This is a genomic window from Polynucleobacter tropicus (assembly GCF_013307225.1).
Classification (GTDB): domain Bacteria; phylum Pseudomonadota; class Gammaproteobacteria; order Burkholderiales; family Burkholderiaceae; genus Polynucleobacter; species Polynucleobacter tropicus.
On record NZ_CP028942.1, the window covers coordinates 1,501,203 to 1,526,605 of the forward strand.

Genomic DNA, 25,403 nt, shown 5'->3' on the forward strand with positions numbered 1-25,403 from the left:
CGAATATGAACGATAAAACAAATTCAGCTAACACCCAAGGTCCAGTAACTGAAGCTGTTGATGAAAATCACATCATCGCCGAGCGTCGCGAGAAGCTAGCGAAACTCCGCTCAAACGGAGTCGCTTTTCCTAATGATTTTGTGCCAACCCATTTGGCAGCAGATCTTCATGCTCACTACGACAGCCTGACTAAAGAAGAGCTCGCCGAGAAAAAGATCCACGTTAAAGTCGCTGGTCGTATGGTCCTTAAACGCGTGATGGGTAAGGCTAGCTTTGCCACCATTCAAGACCGTAGCGGACAGATTCAGTTCTACATCAATGATGAACTCACTGGTGCCGATACCCATGGCGCTTTCAAGCACTGGGATATGGGTGACTTCATTTCCGCAGAAGGTAACCTCTTTAAAACCAATAAGGGTGAACTTTCTGTTGAATGCAATCAATTACGTTTATTGAGCAAATCACTGCGCCCATTGCCAGATAAGTTTCATGGCCTCTCCGATCTAGAAACAAAATATCGTCAGCGTTATGTTGATCTGATTGTTAACCCAGAAAGCCGCAATACCTTTAAAGCGCGTAGTAAGGCAATTGCTTCTATGCGCCGTCATATGCTGGATGCCGACTTCATGGAAGTCGAGACGCCAATGCTCCACCCCATTCCTGGTGGCGCAGCAGCTAAACCATTTATTACCCATCACAACGCTTTAGATATGCAAATGTTCTTGCGTATTGCTCCCGAGCTTTACTTAAAGCGCTTGGTAGTAGGTGGGTTTGAGCGAGTATTTGAAATCAACCGCAACTTCCGTAATGAAGGCGTAAGTCCTCGCCACAACCCAGAATTTACGATGATGGAGTTCTATGCGGCATACACAGATTACCGCTGGTTGATGGACTTCACAGAAAGTTTAATTCGCGCTGCAGCAATTGATGCTCAAGGTACTGCCGTACTAACCCACCAAGGTCGTGAACTTGATTTAAGCAAGCCGTTCCAACGCTTAACTATTAATGAAGCCATTCTCAAATACTGCGGTCAGTCTGGAAAAAGCTATGACCCCGCTCAACTTGAAGATGCTGCGTTCATTCGCGCGGAGCTCAAAAAAGGTGGCGAAAATCCAGATTCCCCAACCCTCAAAAACGCGGGTATTGGCGCATTGCAATTAGCGCTATTTGAATTGGTTGCCGAGGAACACCTTTGGGAGCCAACTTACATCATTGATTACCCAATTGAAGTTAGTCCGCTCGCCAGAGAATCCGATACCCGCCCAGGCATCACCGAGCGCTTTGAGTTATTTATTACTGGTCGTGAAATTGCTAATGGCTTCTCCGAGCTCAACGATGCTGAAGATCAAGCAAATCGCTTCCGCAAGCAGGTAGAGCAAAAAGAAGCGGGTGATGAAGAGGCGATGTACTTTGACCATGACTTCATTCGCGCCCTTGAATACGGCATGCCTCCGACAGGCGGTTGTGGCATTGGTATTGACCGTCTAGTCATGCTTCTCACTGACGCACCCAATATTCGTGACGTGATTCTCTTCCCACACTTACGTCGCGAAGAAGAATAATTCGGCGACAAGTTTTAATATCGGATTGAATGAGAAATAAAAAGGCACCTTATGGTGCCTTTTTATTTGACTACGATGATCTAAGCTAACTTAAGCTGGCAAACCCTTTTCATCGAAGACGCCTTCGAATAAAGCAGAGCTCAAGTAACGCTCGGCAGCATCTGGCAATACGACCACAATTGTCTTACCCGCATACTCTGGCTTTTTAGCCAAACGTACCGCAACGGCAGCAGCGGCGCCACAGGAAATGCCAACCAAAATACCCTCTTCCTTAGCAATACGGCGGGCAAATTCAATTGCCTCTTCATTGCTGACCTGCTCGACTTTATCTACCACTGATAAATCGAGATTGTCTGGAATAAAGCCAGCTCCAATGCCTTGAATCTTATGGGGGGCAGGTTTAATTTCTTCACCATTGAGTTTTTGAGTAATGACTGGGCTGGCAGTTGGCTCAACTGCCACCACCTCAATATTCTTTTTCTTCCCATTCTTAATGTAGCGACCCACGCCAGAAATCGTGCCACCAGTGCCTACACCCGCGACAAAGACATCAATCTTTCCATCGGTGTCTTCCCAAATTTCTGGACCAGTAGTTTTCTCATGAATCGCTGGATTCGATGGATTACTGAATTGCTGAAGCAATACATATTTACTAGGATCAGACTCGGCAATTTCTTTAGCTTTAGCAACGGCGCCATTCATTCCCTTCGGACCTTCAGTCAGAACAATCTTGGCGCCCAAAGCAGTCAATAACTTACGACGTTCTAAACTCATCGTTTCTGGCATTGTCAGTGTTAACGGAATACCGCGTGCAGCAGCTACGAAAGCCAATGCAATACCTGTATTACCGCTAGTTGGCTCAACGATCTCTTTGCCAGGTCCCAAAAGACCTTTTTCTTGGGCATCGTTAATCATGGCCACACCAATACGGCATTTCACTGAATAGGCAGGGTTGCGCCCTTCAATTTTGGCGAGCACGGTTGCCTTGGCTCCGTCGATAACGCGATTAAGGCGCACTAAAGGTGTACGTCCAATTGTTTGTGAGTTGTCAGCAAAGTAAGTCATTAATATTCCTTAAAACAATCAATCAGTTTGGTTGAGATCTTATGAGGTAAAACAAAATCTGTAAAAGAAAGGATTCTTATTAGCTAAGCACTAAATCTTCTATACGCTTAATTTTGGCTTTCTAAAGAATGTTGCAATCAATAAAAGCAGAAAAATGGTGAACCAAAGCAAAGACCACTCAGGCACCTGCAAACCAATAATGGGCGGAAGTTTCGCAGAACAAAGTCCATCTGCTTTAAATAACCAAGGAATATCCTGAGCCAATTGAAATTGATTAATCCATGTCTCCAACGGATCAATGCCACATGAACTTTCTGGGTGAGAAAGCAGCCACACCTGGCGAGCGGCCACTGAAAACCCATAAGCAGCCGACAATGTCGCTAGGCAATGAAAAAGCTTTCGCAATGGATTGGCTCCAGCAGCCATGAAGCAAAAGACAGCGATTCCTAGATAGCCAATTCGCTGCAAGATGCACAGGGGGCACGGCAAGAAACTAACGCCCTGATAGCCTGTTTGCTGCAAGATAACTGCGAAGACAACCAAACAAAGACTTAACAAGGATAAGAATAGATATTGGGATCGAGTCATATACAAATGATAGCTGTCTACTTAAATAACAGCGCAAACACATAGTTTTCATTCACTTTATTACCAAAAGTTGACTAAATATAAAAAGTTATTTCATCAAACACTTAGTAAGCAGTCAAATAATGAGGATAATTAAGGTTTTGCAAAATTTACCCCACTTGCTATGGCCGCATATAACACCGAAACCGTTTTAACCGTTCACCATTGGAACGACACCTTATTTAGCTTTACTACCACCCGCAACAAAGGCCTACGTTTTCGTAGCGGCCATTTTCTTATGATCGGTCTTGAAGTTGAAGGCAAACCATTAGTTCGTGCCTACAGCGTAGCAAGTCCTAACTACGAGGAGCACTTAGAATTTTTAAGCATCAAAGTTCAAGACGGTCCATTAACGTCTCGCCTACAAAAAATTCAGGTGGGCGACCCTATTCTTGTAAGTGAAAAGTCAGTTGGGACTTTGGTTCTGGATGATCTCAACCCAGGGAAACACCTCTATCTCTTTAGTACTGGCACCGGCCTTGCTCCATTTATGAGCATCATTCGCGACCCAGAGACTTACGAGAAATTTGAGAAAGTAGTTTTAATTCATGGCGTGCGTTTAGTGAGCGAGCTTGCTTATGCTGATTACATCAAAAATGAGTTAACCCAAGATGAATATCTTGGTGAACTGATTCGCGAGAAGCTTATCTACTACCCAACAGTCACTCGTGAAGCATTCAAACACACTGGACGTTTAACAACTGCGATTGAATCGGGTCAACTCTTTAAAGACATCGGCTTGCCACCACTAGATCCAGCAGTTGATCGCGCGATGATCTGCGGCAGCCCATCTATGCTCAAAGAAACATCTGAAATGCTGGATGCAAAGGGCTTCAAGGTTTCTCCAAGCCTTGGTCAGATGGGTGACTACGTATTTGAGCGTGCTTTCGTAGAAAAATAACTTCAAACTAGTCAAGCTTTATATATCTAAAAGTAATATAAATATCGCTATATATTTCTTGTAGATATATAGACCCCTTGGTAAATTCTCTTTAACGAGTTATTTACCAAGGAATTTCGATGTCCCCCGTTCGCGAGCATTACAACCCCGTCATTACCAAGCTACTTCGGGAACATGACCGCCTTCCGCATGAGAAGGTCGCAGAACGCAAGCAATTCCAGCGTCAAATTCTATTTCTCATGAACACTATCAAGCTCGAAGAGTTTGAACAGTCTTTTGCTTGATAAGGAATAAATCATGATTCAATTTTTCTTCGACTCCACGCAGTTCATCATTTCCGGTGCACTTGTAGGCCTTTTGGTTGGCATGACTGGAGTTGGTGGCGGCTCTTTGATGACACCACTCCTAACGATTATTTTTGGCGTAGCGCCAACAACCGCCGTTGGAACCGATCTTGCATTTGCGGCAATTACTAAAGGGTTTGGCACTGCCGCACACAGACTGCATGGCAATGTTCGCTGGGATATTGTTCGCTTGTTATGCATTGGCAGCTTAACGACCGCAGTGATTTCAATTTTGACGTTGAAGTTTGTTGGCCCAGTTTCAAAAAATTTCAATCACTTTATTAGCGTTTCTATTGGCATCTCAGTATTACTAACAGCAGTTTCATTGTTATTTAGAGCAAAAATTCTCAAATGGGTTCAAGATAACCCAAGCTTCTTACCAAGCGGTGTGCGCTTAAAGGCAGCCACCATTATTGTTGGTGCGGTAATTGGCGTCTTAGTAACCGTCTCTTCGATCGGTGCTGGTGCGATAGGAGCAACTTTGATATTGGTACTTTATCCACACCTCAAACCAGCAGAGGTAGCAGGTACTGATATTGCCTACGCCGTCCCCCTAACGGCTTTAGCCGGCATAGGTCACTGGTGGTTAGGCAATGTGCACTTTGATTTGTTGTTTGGCCTCCTATTGGGATCGGTTCCTGCAATTTGGCTAGGTGCAAAACTTTCTAGCGCTCTATCAGAGCGCGCCACAAGAACCACTCTAGCTGCAACCTTGTTTTTAGTTGGAATTAAATTAGTCTCTTCATGATTACTCCAGAATTTTGGTCTATTCCGGCTAGAACCTTAAGCCCAGCCGAGCTTGCACAAAAGTCCACTGTTTTAAAAGAACGTCTGGCTGAAATTGTTAAGCGCTTTTCAGACGTTCGCTTTGCTACGAGTCTTGCCGCTGAAGATATGGTGGTCACTGATGCCATTCAAAAAGCAAAAGCCAATATCAAGCTTTTTACTTTAGCCACAGGCCGTCTTCATCAAGAGACTGTCGATATGGTTAAGACAACCGAAGATCATTACGGGGTAACGATTGAAAAAGTCTACCCTCAAGAAAACGATGTTCAGGCTTTCATCGATCAATATGGCATGAATGGTTTTTACGATGGTGAAGAGCCCAAGAAAGCCTGCTGCGGCGCGCGCAAAATCAAACCTTTGAATGCCGCATTACAAGGTGCAGATGCTTGGATTACTGGTCAACGTCGCGAACAATCAACTACCCGCACTGAACTGAATCTTGAAGAACTGGATGACGCAAGAGGTATTGCTAAATTTAACCCTCTGTTTGATTGGAGTGAAGCTGATATCTGGGCTTACATCAAACAAGAAAATGTTCCCATTCATCCACTACACCTAAAGGGCTATCCCAGCATTGGCTGCGAGCCTTGTACACGCCAAGTAAAGCAAGGCGAAGACATCCGCGCTGGACGCTGGTGGTGGCTTCAAAGCGATAGCAAAGAATGTGGACTACACGTCAACCAATAACGTATTCATTATTAAAACTTAGTAGAAACAAAAGCGATTTACAGAATGTCAGAACAAAAAATACTTGATGATCACCTAGATTGGCTCGAAGCCGAGTCGATCTACATTATCCGTGAAGTGGTAGCACAGTGCTCTAATCCCGCAATGCTGTTTTCGGGCGGAAAAGATTCGATTGTAATGTTCCACTTGGCCCGTAAGGCATTCCAATTTGGTGATCGCCCTGTGAAGTTACCGTTTCCGATTTTGCACATTGATACAGGACACAACTATCCTGAAGTAATTCAATACCGTGACGATGTTGTTAAGAACACTGGCGTCAAACTCATTGTTGGTCACGTAGAAGACTCTATTAAAAAGGGTACTGTTCGCTTACGTAAAGAGACAGACTCTCGCAATGCCGCTCAGGCAGTCACCTTGCTAGAAACAATCGCTGAATATGAATTTGATGCCCTAATGGGTGGAGCACGCCGCGATGAAGAAAAAGCAAGGGCTAAAGAGCGTATCTTCTCCTTCCGCGACGAATTTGGCCAGTGGGATCCCAAGGCACAACGCCCTGAGCTCTGGAAACTCTATAACGCCCGCATTGCCAAAGGCGAAAACATGCGCGTGTTCCCAATTTCAAACTGGACTGAGCTTGATGTTTGGCAATACATTGCCCGCGAAAATCTAGCGTTACCTAGCATCTATTACACACATCAACGCGAAGTAGTGAAGAAAAACAATCTTCTTGTGCCGGTTACCGACGTCACCCCTAAAGCGCCTGGTGATATCAGCGAGATTCTCAGCGTTCGTTTCCGCACCGTTGGCGATATCAGCTGCACCTGCCCCGTTCTGAGCACAGCCGCTAACCCACTAGACATCATTGCCGAAACCGCCATTACTGAAATTACAGAGCGTGGCGCAACTCGTATGGATGACCAAACAAATGAGGCCTCAATGGAGCGCCGTAAGAAAGAGGGTTACTTCTGATGACAACTAATCAACATCAAAATGTGGTTCGCTTTATTACTGCAGGTAGCGTAGATGACGGCAAGAGCACCTTAATTGGTCGCTTGCTTTATGACACCAAATCTATTCTGGTTGACCAACTTGAGTCCCTCTCTAAAACAAAGCATGCCCGTGTAACGTCCTCAGACGCTGGGGTAGATTTAGCTCTTCTCACCGATGGTCTAGAGGCTGAGCGCGAACAAGGGATCACGATTGACGTTGCTTATCGCTACTTCGCAACCCCTAAACGTAAATTTATTGTGGCTGATGCGCCTGGTCATGAGCAATACACCCGCAACTTAGTTACTGGAGCATCTCAATCTGATGTTGCTATCATTCTGGTTGATGCTACTCGTGTAGACCTCAATACAAACCCTGCAACTTTACTAGCCCAGACAAAACGTCACGCGGCTATTGTTCATTTGCTAGGCTTGCGCCATGTGGTGTTTGCCGTCAACAAGATGGACTTGTTTGAATTCGATGAAAAAGTGTTCAACACCATTAAAGTTGCGATTGATGATCTTGCAGAAAAAATTGGTCTATCTAAGCCAACATTAATTCCGATCTCAGCCTTACTGGGCGCCAATGTCGTTACCCCAAGCAAGAATACCCCTTGGTACCAAGGCCCTACCCTCTTGGAGTGGTTAGAGAGCTTAGATACCAGTCCAGAATCTGAGAAGCTCGCTTTACGCTTCCCAGTTCAATACGTTGCACGTCAAGATGGTAGCGCTTCTGATGATTTCCGCGGTTACCTCGGTGAGATTGAGTCAGGCAGTATTCGTAAGGGTCAAAAAATTACTGTTCTCCCAAGCGGCTCAGAAGCTACTGTTGCAGAAATTTATTTAGGCAATGGTTCGGATAGCAAGGGTAGTAATGCCGTAGATTCGGCTCAAACTGGCGAAGCAGTTGCTATTCAATTAGCCGAAGACATCGATGTATCACGTGGCTCGTTATTTATCAGCGCTGAAGACCGCAATCCTCCAGTATTAAGCAAGCAACTCTCAGCAGATCTTTGCTGGCTTGATACCGAGCCTTTATCCCTGAGTCGTAAGTATGCTTTACGTCATACCACCAATACTGTTGGCGCAAAAGTAAAGAATATTCAGCAAGTATTGGATGTTCAAACCTTATCGCATGCGAGTGATGTTCACGCCTTATCCACTAACGAAATTGGAAGAGTGGATTTCATTTTGCAAAAACCGATTGTTGCCGACTTGTATGATCAATCTCAGCGCACTGGGGCTTTTGTTTTAATCGATGAAGCCACCAATCACACGGTTGCGGCTGGCATGATTCGAGAGGCAGTCGCCCAATAATTGCAATTAATCGCCAGTCCAAAAGCCTCGCAATGCGAGGCTTTTTTATTGATACAGGGTCAATCCTCTCTTTCCAGCCCAGCCTTAAAGAAATAGAATGGAGAGATGCCTAACGCCTTTAATTTCTCAGCATCCCCTTTCGATTGCCTGAACAGCCAAGAGCAAGATCTAGTTCGAAATAGTGTCGATATCGCCTACTTCAGAGAAGGTGAAATTATTCTAGATGTGGGTTCAACACCAACCCATTTATTTATTCCTATCAAAGGATACGTTAAGCAGCTTGAGAATGGCGAAGAGGCAGCTGTTTATGGCCCAGATGATTGCTTTGATGGTCGCGGGCTGATTGCCGGTAAAGTTTCAAGTCAATTTGTTGCATCTGAAGAGGTAGTCAGCTATCAACTGGCCAAGTCAACAGTAACTGAGCTCATCTCAACCAATGCGACATTTGGCGCCCTTCTTTTTGCAGATCTTTCTAAGAAGCTCAATGCCTTAGCAGAAAGACGTAGTCAATATGAAATTAACTCTCTTAGTCTTGCGCAAGTAAGCGAGGCTTTTCTGAGGGAAATTCATATCGTTGACTTTAATACTAGCCTGTTTGATGTTGTCAAAATTTTCAACGACAAAAGAACAAATAATGTATTAGTTCGCAGTAAAGATCCTGACAACGAAGAATTGGGAATATTCACAACAACAAGTTTGCAACGGGCGATACTTGCTAAAGCCCCCCTTGATTCAACGCCGGCAGGACCTCTAAGCAATTACAAACTCATTACTGTTGAAGCTAAGGATCATTTATATGAAGCTTTAGCCATCATGATTCGTCACTCTGTTCATCGCGTCATCGTGATGAACGAGGGGCAGCCAATAGGCACTTTGGAGCAAGTAGATTTATTGAGCTTTATCGCTAATAGCTCATCGCTTGTAGTCCAAGGCATTCTTGGTGCTAAGACGCTAGATGATTTGAAGGAAGCTGCCAATCAAATCACAAACCTCATTACTCTTTTACATCGCAATGGCACCAAAGTAGCCATGATTGGCCGACTGGTTCAAGAGCTAAATGCCAAACTCTTTGAAAAGGCATGGTCATTAATTGCAAGCCCAGATTTGCAGAAAAATAGCTGTCTTTTTGTGATGGGTAGCGAAGGTCGGGGCGAGCAAGTTCTAAAAACTGACCAAGATAATGGCTTAATTATCGCCAACGACTATGCAATCAATGCCGAGGTGGTAAGTGCTTGCGAGCAATTTTCCGCTGCATTAATTCAGTTTGGCTACCCTGAATGCCCAGGAAAGATTATGGTCAATAATCCCGCTTGGCGAATGCCAGAAAAAGACTTTACCGAGACTGCAAAGCACTGGTTACTTGAACCCACGCCAGATAGCCTCATGAATTTAGCTATCTTTTTAGATTCTCATGCGATCAGCGGCAATTCTTCACTCCTGGAAAGCGTAAAGCAGAACTTATTTAAATTGGCTACTGACAACCAATTCTTAATGGCACGATTTGCTGCTGCCATTGAGAGCTTTAACTCAGAGGTAGGTTGGTGGAACCGTTTACTTACTCTTGGTGGCGATAATTCAGACAATCGCATCAATCTGAAAAAAGCGGGCATCTTCGCTATCACCCATGGTATTCGTTCCCTAGCCCTTGAAAATCACATACGCTCGAACTCCACAGCCGAACGAGTGCGCGAACTCATCCAAATGCATAAGATTCCCCATGATCTTGGAAACGAGGTTGTTGAATCTTTGCATCTCTTAATGGAACTCAGGCTAAAAAGTGGCATAGCTGAACTAGAAACAGGCAAAGAAGTTTCTGGTGAAATTGATCTTAGCCGACTATCTACGCTTGAACGAGACCTGCTTAAGGATAGCTTAAGTGTAGTGAAGCGCTTCAAGCAATACTTGCGTCAACACTTTCATCTTGAATTTGCATGAGCCAGTTGCTGCCTGGGTTCATACAAAAACTCTATCGCTCTGTTTGGCGCGAATGGCTCATCTTTCATCTTGGTGATGAGCGCTATAAGTTCATGTTTGATAAACCACCCGCTAATGAGTGGGTAGTTATTGACTGCGAAACAACCGGTTTGAATATCGCTAAAGATCAAGTCATTTCGATTGGCGCCGTCAAGATTGTTGGCAATAAAATCATGACCAGCGAACGTCTTGAAATCTTGGTTAAACCCGACAAGGAAGTATCCGCCGAAAGCGTCAAGATTCATCGACTGCGCGAACTTGATGTCGCAAATGGTCTAGATCCAGAAATCGCCGTTGCCAAACTTATGCAATTTATTGGTAGCCGCCCTATCGTTGGGTATTACTTAGAGTTCGACTTGGGAATGCTTCATAAAGTGATCTGGCCAATGTTAGGGCAAGGCCTCCCCCAAGAAAAGATTGAAGTTTCCGAAATGTACTATGAGTACAAAAATTCCAAGTTGCCACCAAATCAACGCGGACAGATGATTGATTTGCGTTTTGACACTCTGATGAAAGATCTTGGCCTGCCTACACGCGATGCGCATGATGCGATGAATGATGCCGTTATGACGGGAATGGCATTTATCAAATTACGAGAACTACTCAGGAAATAAAAAACCAGGATTGCTCCTGGTTTTTTATTTGTTTCAACTTCGCTCTAGCTTAGTGGCCAGATGCTCCTGAAGCACCAAGACCAGTTTCAGAACGAACTTGCTGTGCAGCAAATGAAGCGCGCTCTTTCTTAGCGTTTTCGCTGTTATCCAATACGGAGAACAACCAAACACCTACGAAACCAATCGTGATTGAGAATAAAGCTGGTGATGAGTATGGGAACAAAGCGGAGCCTTTAGGGTTGCCCAAAACCGCTTCCCACACTGAAGGCGATACCACTGTTAAAGCAACAGAAGATACCAAGCCCAAGAAACCACCGATCACCGCACCCTTAGTTGTGCAATTCTTCCAAAGTACTGACATAAACAATACCGGGAAGTTTGCAGATGCTGCAATCGCAAAGGCCAAGGAAACCATGAAAGCGATATTTTGCTTTTCAAAAGCGATTCCCAATACCACGGCGATCACACCCAAAGTCAAGGTTGTCAAACGAGATACTTTCAACTCAGCAGCACTATCAGCATTACCTTTTTTAATAACTGTTGCATAAAGGTCATGTGACACAGCGGATGCGCCAGACAATGTCAAACCAGCTACCACTGCCAAGATGGTTGCAAAGGCTACGGCAGAGATAAAGCCGTAGAACACGTTGCCGCCTACAGTTTTAGCAACCAATACAGCTGCCATATTTGCAGTACCAGCACCACCCTTGATAACACCTTTAGCAACATCAGCCATATCAGGGTTGGTCAACACCAAAGTGATCGCACCAAAACCAATGATGAAGATGAGGATGTAGAAGTAGCCGATCCATGTAGTTGCCCACAATACAGATTTACGAGCTTCTTTAGCATCAGGTACTGTAAAGAAGCGCATCAAGATGTGTGGCAAACCAGCTGTACCAAACATCAAAGCCATACCAAATGAAATCGCGGAAATCGGATCTTTAATGAAGCCGCCTGGGCCCATGATGCTTAAGCCTGCTTTTGCTGCTTCTTCTGGAGTTTTACCTGCGTTACCAGCAATCGCTGTTTTTACTTCAACAGCTTTAGCAAACAATGCTTCTGGGCTAAATCCATATTGAGCCAACACCATGAATGCCATGAATGTAACGCCTGCTAATAACAAGCAAGCCTTAATGATTTGAACCCAAGTAGTTGCGGTCATACCACCAAACAACACATAGATCATCATCAAGCAGCCAACAATCACAACCGCCATCCAGTACTCAAGACCGAAGAGCAACTTAATTAATTGACCAGCGCCAACCATCTGAGCAATCAAGTAAAAAGCTACAACAACCAAAGTACCAGAAGCAGCAAATGCTCTGATTGGGGTTTGTTGGAAGCGGTAACCCGCTACGTCAGCAAATGTGAACTTACCGAGATTACGCAGACGTTCTGCCATCAAGAAGGTGATCACAGGCCAGCCCACTAAGAATCCAATGGAGTAAATCAAGCCGTCATAGCCATTAGCCATTACCGCTGCTGAAATACCCAAGAAGGAAGCGGCAGACATGTAGTCGCCTGCAATTGCTAAGCCATTCTGGAAACCAGTGATACCACCGCCACCTGTATAGAAATCAGCCGCAGATTTAGTTTTAGTAGCAGCCCACTTTGTAATGTACAAAGTGCCCGCTACGAAAGCAGCAAACATACCGATCGCCACCCAGTTGGTATCTTGCTTTTCAACTTGACCCATATCGGCGCCAGCAGCAATTGCCAAAACTGGGAGGGCAAATAGCGCTAAAGCGCTAAGAATTTTTTGAATACGTGTCATTTGTTTGCATCCTTCAAAATCTCTGCAGTTAATGTGTCGTATTCATTGTTAGCTCTACGAACATAAATGCCAGTAATCAAAATAGTGAAAACGATTACGCCCATACCAATTGGAATACCCAAGGTAATAACGCCATCCCCGATTGGTTGTGCCAAAAATGGCTTATCAAAAGCAATTAAGGCGATGTAACCGTAATAGACGATAAACATCAAAATACAGAGGGCCCAACCAAAAGTACTGCGCTTACGCTTTAGCTCTTGGTATTTTGGATTAGCCTCTATGCGTGTTACGACAGCATCAGACATGCATCTCTCCTTGAAAAAACTACTCATGGAACAACTAAATAAACCATGATTCTAATAAGGGATTTGCTTATAAAGCCCATATCTAAGGGTCTATCTCCATACGACTAGGGTTGATCCTATGAAGGTAATCCCTAGAAAAGAAAAGCCATCGCTTCCGATGGCTTAAAGAGATTTATGGAGGTACAGAACAACAACTCCATATTAACTATGTGTTTATCAAGAATTCATACCAGATGCTTAGTTATGAAGCACTGTGCACTAATTTAGTGCTTCAATGATTCTCTTTGGCATGGTTAATTGAATATTTGGGGATTTCGATCACCAAATCCTGTCTGGCCACAATTGCTTGGCAAGATAAACGTGACTGAGAATTCAATCCCCAAGCACGATCAAGCATGTCTTCTTCATTTTCATCAGGAGGATTAAGACTTTGATAACCCTCTTTCACAATCACATGACAAGTCGTGCAAGCACAGACCATGTCACAAGCATGCTCAATCGGAATGTCATTTTCCAATAAAGCTTCGCAAATAGATGTGCCAGGAGATACTTCTACAACAGCACCCTCAGGGCAATATTCACTATGAGGAAGAACAACGATTTGGGTCATGATGGATTCTTAACTTTTTAGTTGCTGTTTTATCTATCTTAAATCTCGGTAACATTTTTACCAGCCAAAGCTTTCTGAATACTGGCGTTCATACGTTTTTGCGCAAAATCATCAGTAGCTTTTGCTGCATGATCAACAGCCTTGCGAACAATTGCGCTATCTGTTTCTTCATTCAGAATCTCTTGTAGCAATTTGATTTCACGATCAATAGCAGACTGCTCTTCCTGATCTAAAAGATCACGATCACTCGCTAATGCAGCCTGAACTGCATCAATTAAACGTTGCGCGCTAACTTGCTCTTCCCTCAGAGATCTTGCGAGCAAATCTTCTTTGGCAGAGGCAAAGCCATCCTGCAGCATTCGGGTGATCTCGGCATCCGTTAGGCCGTACGAAGGCTTAATGTCGATAGAAGCCTTCACACCTGAGCCTTGCTCGGTGGCGCTTACAGACAATAATCCATCAGCATCCACCTGGAAGGTCACGCGTATGCGCGCGGCACCAGCAGCCATCGGTGGAATACCCCTTAACTCAAAGCGGCCAAGAGATCGACAGTCTTGAGCAAGTTCACGCTCACCCTGCACTACTTGTATAGCCAGAGCTGTCTGACCATCTTTAAAAGTTGTAAAGTCTTGCGCCCTAGCGACTGGAATCGGGGTATTGCGGGGAATAATTTTCTCCACCAAACCGCCCATAGTCTCTAAACCGAGGGATAAGGGAATCACATCCAATAACAACCACTCGTCATCTTTACTTTGATTGCCAGCTAACAAATCAGCTTGCATTGCAGCACCTAATGCCACTACCTGATCGGGATTTAAATTATTTAATGGTTGGGTACCAAATAACTCACCAACTGCGCGCTGCACGTTAGGCATGCGTGTAGAACCGCCCACCATCACAACGCCTTTGACATCTTCCGCCTTAAGACCAGCATCACGCAAGGCTTTTTTACATGCCATTAAGGTTTTAGCCACTAAGTTTTGAGTAATCTCAAAAAACTGGGCTTGGCTAACCCCAACATTCACTACAGTTCCATCAGATAGCGTTTCATGTACACGCGCCAAAGGGTTGTGACTTAGCAATTCTTTTGCATGCTTACAAGCCTGCAGCAATGTGCGATGGTCATGAACGGATAAAGGCGGTAGCTTTGCTTGTTCTAGAACCCAGCAATACAAACGATGATCAAAGTCATCACCGCCCAGTGCAGAATCACCGCCAGTAGAGAGCACCTCAAAGACGCCTCTACTCATTCGCAAGATAGAGATATCAAAAGTTCCACCGCCAAGATCGTAGACAGCGTAAACACCTTCGGAAGCATTATCCAATCCGTAGGCAATCGCTGCGGCGGTCGGCTCATTTAATAAACGCAGTACTTCAATGCCCGCCAACTTAGCAGCATCTTTTGTTGCTTGACGTTGCGCATCATCGAAATAAGCTGGCACAGTAATCACCGCACCAACAATATCTTCCGAAACAGAATCTTCAGCTAACTGACGCAAACGCGCCAATATTTCTGCAGAAACTTCAATGGGGCTTTTATCTCCGGCAACTGTTCTTAACTTCAGCATGCCAGGTTGATCTACAAAGTCATATGGTGCGCTTTCACTATTTTCAACATCGCTTAAGCCACGACCCATAAAGCGTTTTACAGAAATGATGGTATTTTTCGGGTCGCTTACCGCGTTCTCTAAGGCTTCGAACCCCGCTTGGGTTCTACCATTGGGTAAGTAGCGCACTACCGAAGGCAATAACTCGCGACCCTGCTCATCTGGCAGTACTTTTGGCAAAGCATCACGAACAATCGCTACCAAGGAGTTTGTCGTCCCCAAATCAATTCCCACAGCTATGCGACGCTGATGTGGGGCTAGAGATTTACCGGGTTCGGAGATTTGTAATAAGGCCATAAGATTTCAGTGTATCGCTAGATGAGCGCAGCAATCGCATCATCTAACTCAATAGCAAATTTGTCGACAAACAATAGGCCTCGAAGAAGCTCAGCGGCACGCTGATAATTTTTTGCGTTATCGATCGCCTGTGCAATTTCTACCAAGATATCGGCCTTTGTTTGTTCTACCTCAGCCATTAATACTTCAAGCTCTGGCAACTCTTCCGCTTGCTCATCAAGCGTTTCGCGCCACTCCATTTGCTTCATCAAAAAAGCAGCTGGCATTGCAGTATTTGTCTCCAACTTTGCATCCACACCATGCAACTGACATAAATAAAGTCCACGCTGAATGGGATTCTTAAGGGTTTGGTATGCGGTATTAGCTAAGGTTGCCATTTGCATAGCCACGCGCTGCTCAGCCTCGCTGCCGCGAGCATGACGATCTGGATGAACTTCTTTTTGAATCGCTAAATATGCCTGATCGAGTGCAGGCAAGTCGATGTTGAATTGCTGATTTAGACCAAAGAATCGAAAGTAATCGTCAGACGCGGAAAGATTCGCCACAACCACACTCATCTTTTACGTTCGGATTCTGAAACTTAAATCCCTCGTTCAAACCCTCGCGCACAAAATCCAATTCAGTTCCATCTAAATAAGCCAAACTTTTTGGATCTACGAATACCTTAACGCCATTGGATTCAAATACTTGATCCTCGGCCGCAGGCTCATCCACATACTCCAACTGATAAGCCAAACCAGAGCAGCCAGTGGTGCGAACACCCAAGCGCAAGCCGCAACCTTTGCCACGCTTCTCTAGGTTGCGATTAACGTGCTTTGCAGCTTTTTCTGTTAAGGTAATTGCCATAATGAATCTCGAACTAAATCTCTAGTATTTCCTGCTCAACTTATTTTGCAGGATGCTTTTCTTTGTAATCAGCAACAGCCGCTTTGATAGCATCTTCAGCCAAAATAGAACAGTGAATCTTTACAGGCGGCAAGGCCAACTCTTCTGCAATCAAGGAATTCTTAATTTCAAGCGCTTGGTCTAAAGTCTTGCCCTTAACCCACTCGGTAACTAAAGAAGAAGACGCAATCGCAGAACCGCAACCGTATGTTTTGAACTTAGCATCCTCAATAACGCCTTGATCATTTACGCGGATTTGTAATTTCATCACGTCGCCACACGCAGGGGCGCCAACCATACCAGTACCCACACTGTTATCACCCTTCTCAAAAGAACCAACGTTGCGGGGGTTTTCATAGTGGTCGATGACTTTATCGCTATATGCCATGGTATTTCCTCTTTAATTTCTCAATTTTGTTTCTTTAATGCGCAGCCCACTGAATAGTGCTGAGATCAATTCCATCTTTGTACATTTCCCATAATGGGGACAACTCGCGCAACTTCGCAATCTTTTCTTTAACCAACTTAATTGTGAAGTCCACTTCTTCTTCGGTAGTAAAACGACCCAAGGTAAAACGAATCGAACTGTGCGCCAACTCATCATTGCGGCCCAAAGCACGCAATACATAAGAAGGCTCTAATGATGCGGAAGTGCAGGCAGAACCCGATGAGATTGCTAAATCTTTGAGGGCCATCATCATGGACTCGCCCTCAACATAGTTAAAGCTGATATTGAGATTGTGTGGCACACGGCTTTCCATGTCGCCATTTACATATACCTCTTCAATATCTTTTAAACCAGCCAATAAGCGATCGCGCAAAGCACGAATACGCTTGTTCTCTTCGGCCATTTCGATACGAGCAATACGGAATGCTTCACCCATACCCACGATTTGGTGAACCGCCAAAGTACCAGAACGCATGCCTCGCTCGTGCCCACCGCCATGAATTTGCGCTTCAATACGAATACGTGGCTTACGACGTACAAACAAGGCCCCAATGCCTTTCGGGCCGTAAGTCTTATGAGCAGAAAAACTCATGAGATCAACTTTGATCTTTTCAAGATCAATTTCAACTTTGCCAGTCGCCTGAGCTGCATCTACGTGGAAGATCACACCACGAGAACGACATAAGTCACCAATGCGAGGAATATCCTGCACTACGCCAATCTCATTATTGACATACATCACGGAAGTCAAAATGGTTCCTGGCTTCATTGCAGTCTCGAGCTGAGCAAAGTCAATCAAGCCATTTGGCAATACATCTAAATAAGTCACTTCAAAACCTTCGCGCTCTAATTCGCGGCAAGTATCTAATGTGGCTTTGTGTTCTGTTTTAACGGTAATGATGTGATTACCGCGATCCTTGTAAAAGTGAGCGGCACCTTTCAAGGCCAAGTTAATACTTTCAGTAGCGCCACTGGTAAAGACGATCTCTCTTGGGTCCGCATGAACCAATTGCGCAATCTCAGAACGCGCCCACTCAACCGCCTCCTCCGCAGCCCAGCCGTATGCATGGCTACGAGAAGCAGCATTACCAAATTGCTCGCGCAAATAAGGCAACATTTTGTCAACAACACGCGGATCTATTGGAGTTGTAGCCGAGTAATCCATGTACACCGGAAAGTGTTTAGGGCTAAACATCGGAACCGGTTGTTGAGGAAGGTCTTGTGGTGCGTTCATGTTGTATTTCTAAATAAAGAATTGCTAATTAACTTTGCCGCGCTAAATTAAATACGGAATTCACAAGTGGCGCCTTTGGGGCAACTTCTTTTTTTGCTGCTAGTACTGGGGCTGGTTTTTCAGCCTTTGCACCTTCAATCTTGACTTTTTTAGGACGCATGTCTTGGATCACAATGCCGCGCCCCTCTTGCTGCTGCACTAAATCACGCAAAGTCACAGAGCTAAGGTACTCAACCATCTTTAAGTTGAGATTGCTCCAGAGATCGTGCGTCATACAACGGCCATGATTTTCTTCATCGGTATGACAATTGCCTTTACCGCCACACTGAGTGGCATCCAAAGGTTCATCAACCGCCACAATGATGTCGGCAACACTCACTTCATTAGAGGGGCGTGCCAATGTGTATCCACCTCCAGGGCCACGCGTGCTTTCAACAATATTGAAACGGCGTAACTTGCCAAATAACTGCTCGAGGTAAGAAAGCGAAATTTTTTGTCTCTGACTAATTCCTGCCAATGTCACAGGACCATGCGTCTCACGCAGGGCTAAATCAATCATTGCGGTTACTGCAAAACGACCTTTAGTTGTAAGTCTCATATGTCACCTTGGTAATGGATTGTTATGGACAGCTAATAGACTGGCGGGTAATACCTGACTATTCCACTCGACTTTAACATAATCCCTAGCAAACTGCTCGGGAATTATCTCAAAAAACCCTATTGCTCATGAGACAAAAGGGGAATTAACTTGGAAGATCCCTAGATCGCGCCCCAAATGCCATCTCCTTGATCTTGGAGAGCCTATCTCGCGTACTGGCGGCTTTTTCAAACTCGAGATTTTTGGCTTCGGCAATCATCTGCTTTTCTAAGCGTTTGATTTCATTAGACAATTCCTTCTCACTCATATCTTCATAATGAGCCCGCTCTTGCTCAACAGCCATTTCTTGACGCTTCTCTTTAACGTCATAGACGCCGTCAATAATGTCCTTAATACGTTTTTGGACCCCTTTAGGCTCAATGCCATGGGTTTTATTGAAAGCAATTTGCTTGCTACGGCGTCGCTCTGTCTCGCCCATCGCCCTGCGCATGGAATCAGTCACCTTATCGGCATACAAGATTGCTTTACCGCGAACATTTCGAGCGGCACGGCCGATTGTCTGAATAAGCGATCGCTCGGAGCGTAAGAAACCCTCTTTATCCGCATCCAAGATGGCTACCAAAGACACCTCGGGGATATCCAAACCCTCCCTAAGTAAGTTAATGCCAACTAACACGTCAAAGACACCTAAACGAAGATCGCGCAAAATTTCAACGCGCTCAACAGTATCTATATCCGAATGTACGTAACGCACTTTCACTCCGTTGTCAGAGAGAAAGTCAGTCAATTGTTCTGCCATGCGTTTCGTAAGAACCGTCACTAAAACGCGCTCACCAACTTTGACACGCTCATGAATTTGACTGAGCAAGTCATCAACCTGGGTGCTCGCCGGTAATACTTCAATTTCGGGATCAACCAAACCGGTAGGTCTAGCAACCTGCTCAACAACTTGACCTTGATGTTGACTTTCATAATCCGCAGGAGTTGCGGATACGAAAATCGTCTGACGCATTTTGGTTTCAAATTCAGTGAATTTGAGTGGGCGATTATCCATTGCAGATGGCAAGCGGAAACCAAACTCAACCAAAGTATGTTTACGAGACTTATCGCCGTTATACATAGCATTCAACTGCCCAATAAGCACATGACTCTCATCTAAAAACATCAAAGCGTCATTCGGCAAGTAGTCCACCAAGGTAGGTGGGGCCTCGCCTGGCGCAGCACCTGATAGGTGGCGAGAGTAGTTCTCAATTCCTTTGCAAAAGCCAAGCTCATTCAACATTTCTAAATCAAAACGTGTGCGTTGCTCTAAACGCTGTGCTTCGACTAATTTCCCATCTTTAACAAATTCATCCAAGCGAATTCGTAATTCTTCTTTGATCGTTTCAATCGCTTTCAAAACAGTTTCACGAGGAGTGACGTAGTGCGAACTTGGGTAAACCGTAAAGCGTGGAATTTTTTGGCGAATCTTTCCAGTAAGCGGATCAAAGAATTGCAAGCTTTCCACTTCATCATCAAATGATTCGACTCGAAGTGCTAGTTCATTATGTTCAGCTGGGAAGATATCAATCGTGTCGCCACGCACTCGGAATACACCGCGCTTGAAATCCGTTTCGTTGCGCTCATACTGCATCGCAATCAATCTGGTCAAAATATCGCGCTGACTCATTTTGTCGCCGGGTCGCAAGGTCATCACCATGCTGTGATAGTCGCCAGGGTTACCAATACCGTAGATCGCTGAAACTGTCGCCACAATCACTACATCGCGACGCTCCAACAGACTCTTAGTCGCCGATAAGCGCATCTGTTCAATGTGCTCATTAATGGAAGAATCTTTCTCAATAAAGAGGTCACGCTGAGGAACGTAGGCTTCTGGCTGGTAATAGTCGTAGTAACTAACAAAGTACTCGACCGCGTTTTTAGGGAAAAACTCCCTAAATTCACTATAAAGCTGAGCCGCAAGGGTCTTATTAGGGGCAAAAACAATGGCTGGACGCCCAGTTCTGGCGATCACATTGGCCATCGTGAAGGTTTTTCCAGACCCGGTGACCCCCAATAAGGTCTGGTAGGTCAAACCGTCCTCAACCCCCTCTACCAGGGCATCAATAGCCGCGGGTTGGTCACCCGCTGGTGGGAATGGCTGGTATAGCTGATAGGGAGAGTCGGGAAAGCTGACAAATTTGACTGAATCAAGCTCATGCCCGGCATTTTCAGGGGAATCCGAGCTGGCTTTTTTCTGAGCCACTTTTGGCTCGTTTTTTGCGTCAGTTTTGCTTAACTTAGGGGGCATCTCGGCTATCATTTCACCTGTGAGTTTTCTTCACAGCGAATTTTGTACAAACAATGATTTTGCCGTTTTTATTAAGAAATAGTTAGCTCTGATCACAAAAACAGACAATTTAGCCTAATTTAACGTCAATTAATAACAAAACCACCCTTAAACCTCCATTTTCGAAACCAAATGACCCTGTTTGCCTCAGTTCAATTAGCCCCAAAAGACCCTATTTTTGGCCTCACAGAAGCTTATGTAGCCGATCAACGTGCTGACAAAGTAAACCTTGGTGTTGGCGTGTACTACACCGATGAAGGCAAAGTACCTCTTTTGAAGGCAGTTATTAAAGCTGAAGAAGCAATTGTGGCAAAGCATTCTCCACGCAGCTACATTCCAATCGAAGGTCCAAATCCATACAACACTGCAGTGCAAAACTTATTGTTCGGCACAGATTCAGCATTAATTAAAGATGGACGCGTAGTGACTGCAGAGTGTTTAGGTGGAACTGGTGCATTACGTGTTGGCGCTGACTTTATCAAACGCTTAAATTTGAATGCCCCTTGCGCAATCAGCAACCCTACCTGGGAAAACCATCGCGGTATTTTTGAATCTGCTGGTTTTGAAGTGCTTGAGTACACCTATTTTGATGGCAAAACTCGTGGCGTTGATTTTGACGGCATGGTGAAGTCTCTTGAGTCCTTCCCAAAAAATACGACTGTTTTGTTGCACGCTTGCTGCCACAACCCAACAGGTGCGGATATTACTGAAGCGCAATGGCGTCAAGTCATCGACATCTGCAAAAACAAAGGTTTGATTCCATTCTTAGATATGGCTTATCAAGGCTTTGCTGACGGTATTGAAAAAGACGGCGTCGCCGTGCGTCTCTTTGCTGAATCTGGCATGTCCTTCTTTGTGTCTAGCTCCTTCTCAAAATCATTCTCACTGTATGGTGAGCGTGTTGGAGCTTTATCTATCGTTACACAAAGTAAAGATGAATCCACACGCGTTCTCTCGCAATTGAAGCGTGTTATTCGTACAAACTACTCAAACCCACCTACTCATGGTGCAGCAATTGCTGCAGCCGTTTTGAATTCACCTGAACTACGTCAACTTTGGGAAGATGAGTTAGCAGAGATGCGTGATCGTATTAAAGCCATGCGTCAAGGTTTAGTTCAAAAATTAGCTGCTGCTGGCGTTAAACAAGATTTCGCGTTTATTGAAAAACAACGCGGCATGTTTTCTTATTCCGGTCTAACCGCTGAACAAGTAGATCGTTTGCAAAAAGAAGATGGCATATATGCCCTTTCAACTGGACGTATTTGTGTTGCTGCTCTCAATACCAAAAATATTGATAAGGTAGCCAAAGCAATTGCCCGCGTTTTAGCCTAAGCCGTAATCAAGATTTAGAGGAGGTAGCATGCTTTATCAGTTACACGAGTTCCAAAAAGCCTTACTTCAACCAATGAGTTCATGGGCACGCGCTGCCTCTGAAGCATTGATTAACGCAGCCAACCCTGCGTCTAAAGTTCCAGGCTCTGAGCGTTTGGCTGCCAGCTACGAACTTCTCTATCGCCTAGGTAAGAACTACAAAAAACCAGAATTCGGCATTCGTTCCGTGATTGCACATGGACATGAAGTTGCTATTCATGAAATGGTTAAGGTTGCAAAACCATTTTGCAACCTGATTCGTTTTAAGCGTTTCTCAGATGATGTAGAAACCATCAAGAAATTAAAGGATGATCCATCTGTTTTAATCGTGGCGCCACTCTCTGGTCACCATGCAACTTTGCTACGCGATACCGTTCGCACACTCTTGCAAGATCATAAGGTTTACATCACTGATTGGGTTGATGCTCGGAATGTTCCCGTAAGCGAAGGTGAGTTTGGTTTAGATGACTACGTTCACTATGTTCAAGAATTTATTCGCTACATCGGCGCAGAAGATTTGCACGTCATCTCTGTTTGCCAGCCTACCGTACCTACATTAGGCGCCATTTCATTAATGGCTTCAGTCGGAGAGAAGACGCCCGCTTCGATGATCATGATGGGCGGTCCTATTGATGCACGTAAATCACCAACCGCTGTAAATAACTTGGCAGAACAAAAGTCTCATGACTGGTTTGAAAGTCATGTAATTTACAAGGTTCCACCAACCTATACAGGCGCTGGTCGTCGTGTTTACCCAGGGTTCCTCCAACACACTGGCTTTATCGCCATGAACCCTCAAAACCATTTGCAATCACACTGGGATTACTTCACCAATCTCGTGCGTGGAGATGAAGAGGACGCTGAAGCGCATATTCGCTTCTATGATGAATACAACGCGGTTTTAGATTTAGATGCAAAGTTCTACCTCGATACGATTAAAACTGTGTTCCAAGACTATGCGTTGCCAAACGGCACCTGGGAAGTTGCAGGCAAACTCGTAAAACCAGAAGACATTAAAAAGACTGCCTTACTCACAGTAGAAGGCGAGCTTGACGATATTTCTGGAAGTGGTCAAACACGATCAGCCCATGGTTTATGTGCTGGCATTCCTAAAGAGGCGAAAGCGCATTATGAAGTCGCAGGCGCTGGTCACTACGGAATCTTCGCAGGTCGTCGCTGGCGCGAAAAGGTTTATCCAAAAATTAAATCCTTTATCCGAGAGCATCAACCTAAAAAACGCAAATCTGGCGCTAATTAATACAAATGAGAGACCTTAGCGTCTCTCATTTAAATTGGGAACTAGCAATTCATGAAGATCAACGAGATGAAAGAGCTTGCTGATCGCCTAGAGGATCTCCTTCCTCAAACCCAATGCACTAAATGTGGCTACCCAGATTGCAGGGGATATGCCGAAGCCTTGGCCAAGGGTGAAGCACTTCCCAACCAATGTCCTCCTGGCGGAGTTGAGGGTATCAAAAGGCTTAGCAAAATACTAGCGCCAATCTATCCACAAGATGAATTTGATTTGCATCCAAATATCAATCCCGAATGCGGTATTGAACGCCCAAGAGCAGTAGCCTTTATTGATCCGCAGAAATGTATCGGCTGCACTCTTTGTATTCAAGCATGCCCTGTAGACGCGATCGTGGGAGCATCTAAGCAAATGCATGTAGTGCTCTCTGATTGGTGTACTGGCTGCGATCTTTGCATTCCGCCTTGCCCTGTTGATTGCATCTCGATGATCAATGTGACAGAAGAAAAAACTGGCTGGGATGCATGGAGCAGTGATTTAGCCGAACTTGCACGTCAGCGCTACCATGATCGTGAACAGCGCTTAGATCGCGAGCAAAAAGATAATGATGAGCGCTTGGCTAAGAAAGCAGCAGTTAAATTAGCTACTGTAAATGCAGAGCAGCCCTCCTCAGCCGAAGAAGAAAAAGAGAAAGAGCGCAAGCGCGCAATTATTGCCGCCGCGATTGCAAGGGCTCAGCAAAAATCATGATGAACCCAGAAAAGCGGCGTGCTTTTTTCGAGCAACTAAAAGCAAACAATCCAACGCCTACTACCGAACTGGAATATAACTCACCTTTTGAGTTGCTGATTGCCGTATTGCTATCCGCTCAAGCGACAGATGTGTCAGTAAATAAGGGCACTCGAAAACTGTTTAAGATCGCCAATACCCCTCAAGCACTTCTAGATCTGGGCGAAGAAGGTGTACGTCCTTACATTCAACATATTGGGCTTTTTAATTCCAAAGGTAGACACATCCAAGAAACCTGTCGCTTACTCATTGAAAAACATGGTGGGGAAGTACCGCAAAACAGAGAAGATCTTGAGGCTTTACCAGGCGTTGGTAGAAAAACAGCAAATGTTATTTTAAATACCGCTTTTGGCCAACCCACAATAGCGGTAGATACACATATCTTTCGCGTATCCAATCGTACTGGTTTGGCGCCGGGCAAAGACGTTCTGGAAGTAGAGAAACAATTACTCAAGCGAGTTCCAAAAGAGTATCTTCTAGATGCGCATCACTGGTTAATCTTGCATGGTAGATATACTTGCAAAGCTCGCAACCCTGACTGTGCACAATGCATTGTTGAGCCACTATGTGGATTTAAAGAAAAAACTGCTAAAGGAAAAGTTCGTGGCACTATTTAATCCTACTCGCGAAGAAGTTCGACGCTTTTTTTGTGACACTTGGAAGAAAAAAAGTGAAGGGCAGATCTTAGATTCGATGGAGACACTTGCTAGCGACTGGATAGCGCAGCATCCGGAATATCACAATCTACTAGCAGACCCAGAGGGAGCTTTATCCCAAGACTACACACCAGAGCGCGGGGAAACCAACCCCTTCTTACACTTATCCATGCATTTATCAATTAGCGAACAAATTTCGATTAACCAACCACCTGGCATTAGAGAAATTGCTGAGAAATTGAGTAAGAAACTAGGCTCGGAACACGAAGCTCAGCACCTCATGATGGAATGTTTGGGGCAAGTGATGTGGGAATCACAGAGAGAAGGCAAACCCCTTAATCCCGAGAATTATCTCGAGGCCCTCAGGAAACTTTGTTAAAGC

The 25,403-nt window shown here is 44.8% G+C and carries 26 protein-coding genes; 14 read left to right on the forward strand and 12 right to left on the reverse strand.

What is annotated here, in order from left to right:
* The first annotated feature begins 5 nt into the window (after positions 1–5).
* Entirely contained in the window at positions 6–1,562 is a 1,557-nt protein-coding gene (gene lysS, locus DCO17_RS07725) for a lysine--tRNA ligase (RefSeq protein WP_173956164.1), read from the forward strand.
* 90 nt (positions 1,563–1,652) lie between these two features.
* On the opposite strand, the gene cysK is transcribed toward lysS, so the two are convergent.
* Positions 1,653–2,627, reverse strand: coding sequence for a cysteine synthase A (gene cysK / locus DCO17_RS07730; RefSeq protein WP_173956165.1), 975 nt, complete (start codon positions 2,625–2,627; stop codon positions 1,653–1,655).
* A 99-nt stretch (positions 2,628–2,726) separates the two neighbouring features.
* Positions 2,727–3,215, reverse strand: a complete 489-nt coding sequence (locus tag DCO17_RS07735; RefSeq protein ID WP_173956166.1) for a disulfide bond formation protein B — start codon at positions 3,213–3,215, stop codon at positions 2,727–2,729.
* 163 nt (positions 3,216–3,378) lie between these two features.
* On the opposite strand from DCO17_RS07735, the gene DCO17_RS07740 reads away from it, so the two are divergent.
* From DCO17_RS07740 to DCO17_RS07775, 8 genes are all read left to right on the forward strand, one after another.
* A complete protein-coding gene (locus tag DCO17_RS07740) occupies positions 3,379–4,155 on the forward strand; it encodes a ferredoxin--NADP reductase (RefSeq protein ID WP_173956167.1) in 777 nt (258 codons plus the stop codon).
* A gap of 119 nt (positions 4,156–4,274) precedes the next feature.
* Positions 4,275–4,439, forward strand: a complete 165-nt coding sequence (locus tag DCO17_RS07745; RefSeq protein ID WP_173956168.1) for a hypothetical protein — start codon at positions 4,275–4,277, stop codon at positions 4,437–4,439.
* A 13-nt stretch (positions 4,440–4,452) separates the two neighbouring features.
* Complete coding sequence (locus tag DCO17_RS07750; RefSeq protein WP_173956169.1) at positions 4,453–5,247, forward strand: sulfite exporter TauE/SafE family protein; 795 nt, start codon at positions 4,453–4,455, stop codon at positions 5,245–5,247.
* Positions 5,244–5,972, forward strand: coding sequence for a phosphoadenylyl-sulfate reductase (locus tag DCO17_RS07755; protein WP_173956170.1), 729 nt, complete (start codon positions 5,244–5,246; stop codon positions 5,970–5,972). The genes DCO17_RS07750 and DCO17_RS07755 overlap by 4 nt, the downstream gene beginning before the upstream one ends.
* Before the next feature lie 45 nt (positions 5,973–6,017).
* Entirely contained in the window at positions 6,018–6,941 is a 924-nt protein-coding gene (gene cysD / locus DCO17_RS07760) for a sulfate adenylyltransferase subunit CysD (RefSeq protein WP_173956171.1), read from the forward strand.
* Positions 6,941–8,275: a sulfate adenylyltransferase subunit 1 gene (locus tag DCO17_RS07765; protein WP_173956172.1), complete on the forward strand. Its 1,335-nt coding sequence runs from the start codon at positions 6,941–6,943 to the stop codon at positions 8,273–8,275. The genes cysD and DCO17_RS07765 overlap by 1 nt, the downstream gene beginning before the upstream one ends.
* A gap of 105 nt (positions 8,276–8,380) precedes the next feature.
* The gene (locus DCO17_RS07770; protein WP_173956173.1) at positions 8,381–10,210 is read left to right on the forward strand and encodes a putative nucleotidyltransferase substrate binding domain-containing protein; all 1,830 of its coding nucleotides are present in this window, start codon (positions 8,381–8,383) and stop codon (positions 10,208–10,210) included.
* A complete protein-coding gene (locus tag DCO17_RS07775) occupies positions 10,207–10,863 on the forward strand; it encodes a 3'-5' exonuclease (RefSeq protein ID WP_173956174.1) in 657 nt (218 codons plus the stop codon). The genes DCO17_RS07770 and DCO17_RS07775 overlap by 4 nt, the downstream gene beginning before the upstream one ends.
* Before the next feature lie 49 nt (positions 10,864–10,912).
* Here DCO17_RS07775 and DCO17_RS07780 read toward each other — a convergent pair whose 3' ends face one another.
* From DCO17_RS07780 to uvrB, 10 genes are all read right to left on the reverse strand, one after another.
* The gene (locus tag DCO17_RS07780) at positions 10,913–12,640 is read right to left on the reverse strand and encodes a cation acetate symporter (RefSeq protein ID WP_173956175.1); all 1,728 of its coding nucleotides are present in this window, start codon (positions 12,638–12,640) and stop codon (positions 10,913–10,915) included.
* Positions 12,637–12,945, reverse strand: a complete 309-nt coding sequence (locus DCO17_RS07785) for a DUF485 domain-containing protein (RefSeq protein WP_173956176.1) — start codon at positions 12,943–12,945, stop codon at positions 12,637–12,639. Before DCO17_RS07785 ends, DCO17_RS07780 begins: the two co-directional genes overlap by 4 nt.
* A gap of 271 nt (positions 12,946–13,216) precedes the next feature.
* Positions 13,217–13,555 carry an ISC system 2Fe-2S type ferredoxin gene (gene fdx, locus DCO17_RS07790; RefSeq protein ID WP_173956177.1) on the reverse strand — a complete coding sequence of 113 codons (339 nt, stop codon included), beginning with the start codon at positions 13,553–13,555 and terminating at the stop codon, positions 13,217–13,219.
* Positions 13,556–13,593: 38 nt separating this feature from the next.
* Positions 13,594–15,459 carry a Fe-S protein assembly chaperone HscA gene (hscA, locus tag DCO17_RS07795; RefSeq protein ID WP_173956178.1) on the reverse strand — a complete coding sequence of 622 codons (1,866 nt, stop codon included), beginning with the start codon at positions 15,457–15,459 and terminating at the stop codon, positions 13,594–13,596.
* 17 nt (positions 15,460–15,476) lie between these two features.
* The gene (gene hscB / locus DCO17_RS07800; protein ID WP_173956179.1) at positions 15,477–16,016 is read right to left on the reverse strand and encodes a Fe-S protein assembly co-chaperone HscB; all 540 of its coding nucleotides are present in this window, start codon (positions 16,014–16,016) and stop codon (positions 15,477–15,479) included.
* Positions 15,982–16,305, reverse strand: coding sequence for an iron-sulfur cluster assembly protein IscA (iscA, locus tag DCO17_RS07805; protein WP_068948041.1), 324 nt, complete (start codon positions 16,303–16,305; stop codon positions 15,982–15,984). The genes hscB and iscA overlap by 35 nt, the downstream gene beginning before the upstream one ends.
* Positions 16,306–16,345: 40 nt before the next feature.
* Complete coding sequence (gene iscU / locus DCO17_RS07810) at positions 16,346–16,732, reverse strand: Fe-S cluster assembly scaffold IscU (protein WP_173956180.1); 387 nt, start codon at positions 16,730–16,732, stop codon at positions 16,346–16,348.
* Between the two features lie 34 nt (positions 16,733–16,766).
* Positions 16,767–18,026, reverse strand: a complete 1,260-nt coding sequence (locus DCO17_RS07815) for an IscS subfamily cysteine desulfurase (protein WP_437342799.1) — start codon at positions 18,024–18,026, stop codon at positions 16,767–16,769.
* 28 nt (positions 18,027–18,054) lie between these two features.
* A complete protein-coding gene (locus DCO17_RS07820; protein ID WP_173956181.1) occupies positions 18,055–18,624 on the reverse strand; it encodes a Fe-S cluster assembly transcription factor in 570 nt (189 codons plus the stop codon).
* Positions 18,625–18,769: 145 nt separating this feature from the next.
* Positions 18,770–20,926 (reverse strand): excinuclease ABC subunit UvrB, encoded by a 2,157-nt coding sequence (uvrB, locus tag DCO17_RS07825; protein ID WP_173956182.1) that lies wholly within the window; start codon positions 20,924–20,926, stop codon positions 18,770–18,772.
* 159 nt (positions 20,927–21,085) lie between these two features.
* Between uvrB and DCO17_RS07830 the strand changes: the two genes are divergently transcribed.
* The 5 genes from DCO17_RS07830 to DCO17_RS07850 all read left to right on the forward strand — a co-directional run bounded on the left by DCO17_RS07830 (position 21,086) and on the right by DCO17_RS07850 (position 25,400).
* Positions 21,086–22,285: an amino acid aminotransferase gene (locus DCO17_RS07830; RefSeq protein ID WP_173956183.1), complete on the forward strand. Its 1,200-nt coding sequence runs from the start codon at positions 21,086–21,088 to the stop codon at positions 22,283–22,285.
* Positions 22,286–22,313: 28 nt separating this feature from the next.
* Positions 22,314–23,582, forward strand: coding sequence for a polyhydroxyalkanoate depolymerase (locus tag DCO17_RS07835; protein ID WP_173956184.1), 1,269 nt, complete (start codon positions 22,314–22,316; stop codon positions 23,580–23,582).
* Positions 23,583–23,648: 66 nt separating this feature from the next.
* Positions 23,649–24,326: an electron transport complex subunit RsxB gene (rsxB, locus tag DCO17_RS07840; RefSeq protein WP_254598840.1), complete on the forward strand. Its 678-nt coding sequence runs from the start codon at positions 23,649–23,651 to the stop codon at positions 24,324–24,326.
* Positions 24,326–24,982, forward strand: a complete 657-nt coding sequence (gene nth / locus DCO17_RS07845; RefSeq protein WP_173956754.1) for an endonuclease III — start codon at positions 24,326–24,328, stop codon at positions 24,980–24,982. Before rsxB ends, nth begins: the two co-directional genes overlap by 1 nt.
* Positions 24,969–25,400 carry a DUF1841 family protein gene (locus DCO17_RS07850; RefSeq protein ID WP_254598742.1) on the forward strand — a complete coding sequence of 144 codons (432 nt, stop codon included), beginning with the start codon at positions 24,969–24,971 and terminating at the stop codon, positions 25,398–25,400. The genes nth and DCO17_RS07850 overlap by 14 nt, the downstream gene beginning before the upstream one ends.
* Positions 25,401–25,403: the final 3 nt, after the last annotated feature.